At 68.6% G+C, this 5747-nt stretch carries 8 protein-coding genes; 5 read left to right on the top strand and 3 right to left on the bottom strand.

The window, feature by feature from the left end:
* The 5 genes from AC1D01_RS18095 to AC1D01_RS18075 form a co-directional block, all read left to right on the top strand.
* Positions 1 to 688 (top strand): helix-hairpin-helix domain-containing protein (locus tag AC1D01_RS18095; protein ID WP_477868657.1); only part of this gene is annotated, 688 nt, incomplete at its 5' end.
* Positions 689 to 787: 99 nt separating this feature from the next.
* Positions 788 to 1564, top strand: coding sequence for a peroxide stress protein YaaA (yaaA, locus tag AC1D01_RS18090; protein WP_477868655.1), 777 nt, complete (start codon positions 788 to 790; stop codon positions 1562 to 1564).
* 7 nt (positions 1565 to 1571) lie between these two features.
* Complete coding sequence (locus AC1D01_RS18085) at positions 1572 to 2432, top strand: 2OG-Fe(II) oxygenase (RefSeq protein WP_477868653.1); 861 nt, start codon at positions 1572 to 1574, stop codon at positions 2430 to 2432.
* Complete coding sequence (locus AC1D01_RS18080; RefSeq protein ID WP_477868651.1) at positions 2425 to 3480, top strand: CaiB/BaiF CoA transferase family protein; 1056 nt, start codon at positions 2425 to 2427, stop codon at positions 3478 to 3480. Before AC1D01_RS18085 ends, AC1D01_RS18080 begins: the two co-directional genes overlap by 8 nt.
* Before the next feature lie 77 nt (positions 3481 to 3557).
* Complete coding sequence (locus AC1D01_RS18075; RefSeq protein WP_047584921.1) at positions 3558 to 3746, top strand: hypothetical protein; 189 nt, start codon at positions 3558 to 3560, stop codon at positions 3744 to 3746.
* Positions 3747 to 3823: 77 nt separating this feature from the next.
* Here the strand turns inward: AC1D01_RS18075 and AC1D01_RS18070 are convergent, their stop codons facing one another.
* The 3 genes from AC1D01_RS18070 to AC1D01_RS18060 form a co-directional block, all read right to left on the bottom strand.
* Positions 3824 to 4255, bottom strand: coding sequence for a hypothetical protein (locus AC1D01_RS18070; protein ID WP_477868649.1), 432 nt, complete (start codon positions 4253 to 4255; stop codon positions 3824 to 3826).
* The gene (locus AC1D01_RS18065) at positions 4239 to 4826 is read right to left on the bottom strand and encodes a nucleotidyltransferase domain-containing protein (RefSeq protein WP_477868647.1); all 588 of its coding nucleotides are present in this window, start codon (positions 4824 to 4826) and stop codon (positions 4239 to 4241) included. The genes AC1D01_RS18070 and AC1D01_RS18065 overlap by 17 nt, the downstream gene beginning before the upstream one ends.
* A gap of 133 nt (positions 4827 to 4959) precedes the next feature.
* Positions 4960 to 5454, bottom strand: coding sequence for a hypothetical protein (locus AC1D01_RS18060; protein WP_477868645.1), 495 nt, complete (start codon positions 5452 to 5454; stop codon positions 4960 to 4962).
* Between the last annotated feature and the right edge of the window lie 293 nt (positions 5455 to 5747).

Below are 5747 nucleotides of genomic sequence, written 5' to 3'. Positions count from 1 at the left end.
GAACCGCGTCGGCGGCCTGCCTGAGGCGGCGGCGCAGCGCATCGTGGCCGCCCGCGAGCGCGGCGCCTTCGCGAACCCCGAAGACCTGGCGCGGCGCGCCGAGCTGAACGCCCACGAGCTGCAGTCGCTGGCGCAGGCCGATGCGCTGCACAGCCTGAGCGGCCACCGCCACCAGGCCGCCTGGGCGGTGGCCGGCATCGACACGCGGCCCACCGCGATGCTGCGCCGCACCCGCGTCGACGAGCCCGCGCTGCAGCTGCCCGCGCCGGCCGAGGTCGAGGAGACGGTGGCCGACTACCAGGCGCTCGGGCTGACGCTGAAGCGCCACCCGCTCGCGCTGCTGCGCCCGCAGCTCGAGGCCTTCCAGGTGCAGACCGCGGCCGTGCTGCGCGGCTACCCCGACGGCCGGCTGGCGCGCGCGAGCGGGCTGGTCACGCACCGGCAGCGGCCGCAGACCGCCAAGGGCACGGTCTTCGTCACGCTGGAAGACGAGACCGGCGCCGTCAACATCATCGTCTGGCCGCGCGTGTTCGAGACCCAGCGCCAGGCCTTGCTCGCTTCGCGGCTGCTGACGGTCTACGGCCAGTGGCAGCGGCAGGGCGACGTGATGCACCTGCTGGCGGTCAAGATGATCGATCACACGCCCTTGTTAGGCGGATTGGTGGCAAGAAGTCGCGATTTCCGATGACGCGCCGAAGCCGCGGGCACACCTGGAAACCAGATGTTGCACGCCGATTCGATAGAGTTCGGGGTTCCCGTGTTTCCTTCCGCACCGCGCTCCGGCTTCATGCTGTTCCTGCTCTCGCCCGCCAAGACCCTCGACTACGACACGCCGCTGCGCACCGCGCACGAGCCGACGATGCCGTCCTTCCTGCCCCGGTCGGCGGAGCTGATCCAGGTGCTGAAGACGCACTCGGTCGCCGACATCGCGGCGCTGATGCACCTGTCCGAGCCGCTGTCGGCGCTCAACGCCGAGCGCTATGCCGCGTGGAGCCCGCGCTTCACCGACGCCAACAGCCGCCCGGCCGCGCTCGCGTTCGACGGCGATGTCTACGACGGCCTGAAGGCCCCGACGCTGAGCGACGCCGAGCTGGCCTGGGCGCAGGACCACCTGTGCATCCTGTCGGGCCTGTACGGCGTGCTGCGGCCGCTCGACCGCATGCAGCCGTACCGGCTCGAGATGGGCACCGCCCTGCCGACGCCGCGCGGCGCCACGCTGTACGACTACTGGGGCGACACGCTGGCCGAGCACCTGAACGAGCGCCTCGCGGCCGATGCCAGCCCGGTGATCGTCAATCTCGCGTCGAACGAGTACTTCCGCGCGGTGCGCCGCAAGGTGCTGAAGGCCCGCGTCGTCGAGTGCGTGTTCGAGGACTGGAAGAACGGCCAGTACAAGGTCATCAGCTTCTTCGCCAAGCGCGCCCGCGGCCTGATGGCGCGGCACGCGATCAAGAAGAAGCTCGCCACCCCGAAGGGGCTGGAAAAATTCAACGCCGACGGTTACCGTTTCGATCCCGCCGCGTCGCAACCCGACCGGCTGGTTTTTCGCCGACACCTGAGCTGAACCCACCATGAACAGCACGACCAAGCAGAGCATCACGCCCGAACTGCGGCAATGGATCATCGACCAGGCCAAGGCCGGTCGCAGCCCGGACGATGTCCTGAAGTCCATGATCGACAGCGGCTGGACCGAAGACGTCGCGATCGAGGCGCTCGAGGACACGCTGCAGGGCTTCCTGAAGGACCACGCGAAGGCGAACGGCCTGCCGGTGCCGGTGCCCGTGCCCGAGCCCGACCTGCTCGATTCGCCCGGCTCGGTGGTGGTCGACGGGCATGAGGTCAAGATCGTGATGACGATGCGCAACCCGCGCGTCGTCGTGTTCGGCGGGCTGATGACCGAGGCCGAGTGCGACGAACTGGTCGCGCTGGCGCGCCAGCGGCTCGCCCGCTCCGAGACGGTGGTCACGACGACCGGTGCGAGCGAGGTCAATGTCGCGCGCACCAGCGAGGGCATGTTCTTCGGCCGCGGCGAGAACGACGTGTGCAAGCGCATCGAAGGGCGCATCGCGAAGCTGCTGAACTGGCCGCTCGACAATGGCGAGGGGCTGCAGATCCTGCGCTACCAGCCGGGCGCCGAGTACAAGCCGCACTACGACTACTTCGACCCGGCGCAGCCGGGCACGCCGACCATCCTGAAGCGCGGCGGCCAGCGTGTCGGCACGCTGGTGGTGTACCTCAACTCGCCGACGCGCGGCGGTGCCACCACCTTCCCCGACGTGAACCTCGAGGTCGCGCCGGTCAAGGGCAATGCGGTGTTCTTCAGCTACGACCGGCCGCACGCGATGACGCGCACGCTGCATGGCGGCGCGCCGGTGCTCGAAGGCGAGAAGTGGGTCGCGACGAAATGGATGCGCGAAGGAAAGTTTGAGTGAGCCTCTGAACGAGGTGCCGGCACCGGCACCGCCGCCGCTGGCCGGCGTGCGGGTGCTGGACCTGACGCGGCTGCTGCCCGGGCCGCTGGCGGCGCTGGAGCTGCAGCGCCTGGGTGCCGAGGTGCTGAAGATCGAAGGCCCGCCCGGCCAGCAGGACGGTGCGCGCGAGCTGTGGCGCACGGACGCAGAGCGTGCGGCCGGCGAGCCGGCGCTGATGTTCCGCCGCCTGAACGAGGGCAAGGCGCTGCGCACGCTGGACCTGCGCGACGAGGCCGATCGCACCGCATTGCTCGACGAGGTGGCGCGTGCCGATGTGCTGATCGAAGGCTTCCGGCCTGGCGTGATGGCCCGGTTCGGGCTCGGCTGGCCCATGCTGTCGGCGCGCAACCCGCGGCTCGTGATGTGCTCGATCAGCGGCTATGGCCAGAGCGGCCCGTGGGCGCAGCGGGCCGGCCACGACATCAACTACATCGCAATGGCCGGCGTGCTGCACCAGCTCGCCGGGCCCGACGGCGAGCCGGTCGCGCCGAACTTCCAGATCGGCGACCTGATGGGCGGCACGCAGGCCGCGGTGGCGGGCATCCTCGCCGCGTTGCTCGCGGTGCAGCGCGGCGGCGCCGGGCGCCACGTCGACATCTCGATGACGCATGAAGTGCGCCGCCACCATGTGCTGGCCGACCTGGTGGTCGCGCAGACCGGCCGGGCGCCGGTGCCGGGCCGCGACCTGCTGTCCGGCGGTGCGCCGTGCTACGGCGTCTATCGCACGGCCGACGGCCGCCACCTCGCGGTCGGCGCGTTGGAGCTGCCGTTCTGGCAGCGCCTGTGCGTGGCGCTGGAGCGGCCCGAGTGGTCGGGCCAGCATTGGTCGCTCGGGCTGGAGGTCGGCAGCACCGCGTCGCTGGCCTTGCGCGATGCGCTGGCAGCCCTGGTGTTAACCCGAACCCTGGCCGACTGGTGGGCGCTGCTGGAACCGATCGATGGCTGCGTCACCCCGGTGCTGCGGCTTGACGAATGTCACGATCACGCGCTCTTCGTAAATAAACGCTGACGTTTCGTCAACGCGCGTGTTCGAACCGCCGTTGTGCCTCCCGAGCGTGTTGCTCGACCTTTGCAAAGGAGCCCCCTATGAACAAACTCATCGCCGCGCTGATCGCCGCCACCTTCTCGCTGGGCGCGTTCGCCCAAGCTGCTTCGGCTCCGGCCGCTGCAGCCCCGGCCGCCAAGGAAGCGGCTCCGGCCGCTGCCTCCAAGAAGGCCGACAAGAAGTCGACCAAGAAGGCCAAGAAGGCCAAGGCTGAAAAGAAGGCCGCCTGAGATCCAGGCAGCTTTCCGGGCGTCAGCGCCCCAAGGCACAGGAAACCCGGCTCAGGCCGGGTTTTTTGTGGGCGGGTCTAGGAGGACAGCAGATGCAKCAATTGAGGCACCAGACGCTCCAGGACTGACAACGCGAGCTTTACATCGCCTTCGCTGGGCTCGATGCCCTGGTACTGGTTGTTGCGCAGGTCGCGAATGGCATCGAGCTGATCGAAGACCGCCTGGGTCACACCGGCGTATGCGCAAGCTGCTTCGAGCGTCTGCACGTGGTGGTGTCCCTCCGCTGCGCCGGCTCGCCAGCCGCGCGAGGACAGGATGGCCAGGCTGAGATTGAGGATGGCGTCGTAGGCGGCCCCCAGACGGGTTGTCGTTGAATTCTCCTTGCGCTGGGCGTCGGCAATCTTGCCCTTGCTGATGCCGATCCAGCCTTGGATGGATTGGCGGTTCACAGGTGCTCTGTGGAACACCTTGCTCCCTTCGTTGTAGAAGTCCTCAGCCGTGCGCAGCATTCAACTCTCCTTGGAGTGTGATGACGGGGTTGCGCAAGACTTCTGCGACGAACTCATCTCCCGATCGTTTCGCTTCAGCCCATTGGTTCGCGGTGAAGGTCAGCACGTTGACCGGGCGTCCGAGCGTGCGGCCGGCGGCCTTGAAGTGCGCCTGGGCCTGCAGGCGGGAGGCACCGGTCACGAGCAACAGGTCGATGTCGCTGCCCGTCTGGGCTTCGCCTCGGGCCGTGGAACCGAACACGGCTGCCGCGACGACCGGCGCGTTGAGTTCAGCCAGGCGTTCGCGAAGCACGCGGACGATCTCGTTGTCCTGCTGGAGCAGCACGCGCAATGGAGCGAGCGCGGGGCTCATCGAGGCGGCGTAGAGCGTCTGCCGGCTTCCCGTGCGTCGCTCAAGCAGGCCGATGTCGGCCCAACGGCGGAGCCAGCGCGAGAGATTGCCCGGGTCCACTCCGGTTTCGGCGGCCAGTTCACGAGGCCCGTAGCCCTTGTCGGGATGCTCGAAAAGGCAGCGCAGCGCCTTGTAGCGACCGGCGCCTCCGAGGAGTTCGGACATGAGCTCGGCGTTCATGCGCCCCTGTCCCGTGCTTGACTGCTTGGCATGTTGGTCATTCAACAACATTTGATGTTGAATGTACAACAATCTTTCGACCCGACTCACGACTTGAGTCGAATCGAGGGGGCAATCTCCCTGGTGCCGGCGATCAGGCGCGCAAGCGCGGCTTCGCCGCCTCCACCACCGTTGCAAACGGCCGGCTCGACGCGATCCGCTGCCACTTGCGCTCGTCCCAGGTCTGCGGGCCGGTCAGCGTCCAGCGGGCGATCGAGTCGTCCAGGTCGACGCGCGGCACTCGTCCGAAGATCGGCAATGCGGGCTTCAGCAGGCGCAAGCCCCGGCGCAGCCGGCCGGGCAACGGCGCGTGCGATTCATGGCCCCAGTAGATGCAGCGCTTGTCGGCCCAGAAGGCCAGCCGCTCGAAGTGCACGCGCCCGGCAAAGCCGGTGTTCGCCGGCAGCAGCAGGAATTCATCGGGGAGCTCCACCACCGAGTACGACAGGTCGCCCAGGTGCTCGCCGCTGCCGTGCTGCACGAAGATCACGCGCTGAACGTCGGCGGCCTTGAAGCGGTCGACTTCGGCATCGTCATGAAAAACGACGATGTCCGGCCCTTGCCAGGCCGTATGCCAGGTGCTGTCCATGGGGTGTGTCTCTCGAGTCGAATGGGCGGGCGTCGACGGTACGCCCCATGACGGCTCGAGATGTATCCAGACGCGACAGCTTGCGGGCCCAGCCCGCCAGCCGCCAGACAATTGGATACAAATCGGGCTGTCTGTGAGTGCCGACTCCCTCGGCAACTGACAGACAGCCGAGGGTTCAGCGCTTGGGCTGGGTCAGGCGCGGGGCCGGCTTGGCGCCGCCTTCGCGGCGCGGGCCATTGCCCGGCTGCTGCGGACGCGGGCCGCTCGGACGCGCGGCCGACGGAGCCGGTGCC

The sequence above is a fragment of the Rhizobacter sp. P3_B12 genome (assembly GCF_056402895.1).
This window is presented reverse-complemented; position numbering and strand designations above follow the sequence as displayed.

Bases quoted from the DNA above. Each gene is read 5' to 3' on its own strand.
- yaaA (WP_477868655.1), top strand. From the start codon at position 788: ATGCTGTTCCTGCTCTCGCCCGCCAAGACCCTCGACTACGACACGCCG.
- AC1D01_RS18075 (WP_047584921.1), top strand. From the start codon at position 3,558: ATGAACAAACTCATCGCCGCGCTGATCGCCGCCACCTTCTCGCTGGGC.
- AC1D01_RS18060 (WP_477868645.1), bottom strand. From the start codon at position 5,454: ATGGACAGCACCTGGCATACGGCCTGGCAAGGGCCGGACATCGTCGTT.
- AC1D01_RS18065 (WP_477868647.1), bottom strand. From the start codon at position 4,826: ATGAACGCCGAGCTCATGTCCGAACTCCTCGGAGGCGCCGGTCGCTAC.
- AC1D01_RS18085 (WP_477868653.1), top strand. From the start codon at position 1,572: ATGAACAGCACGACCAAGCAGAGCATCACGCCCGAACTGCGGCAATGG.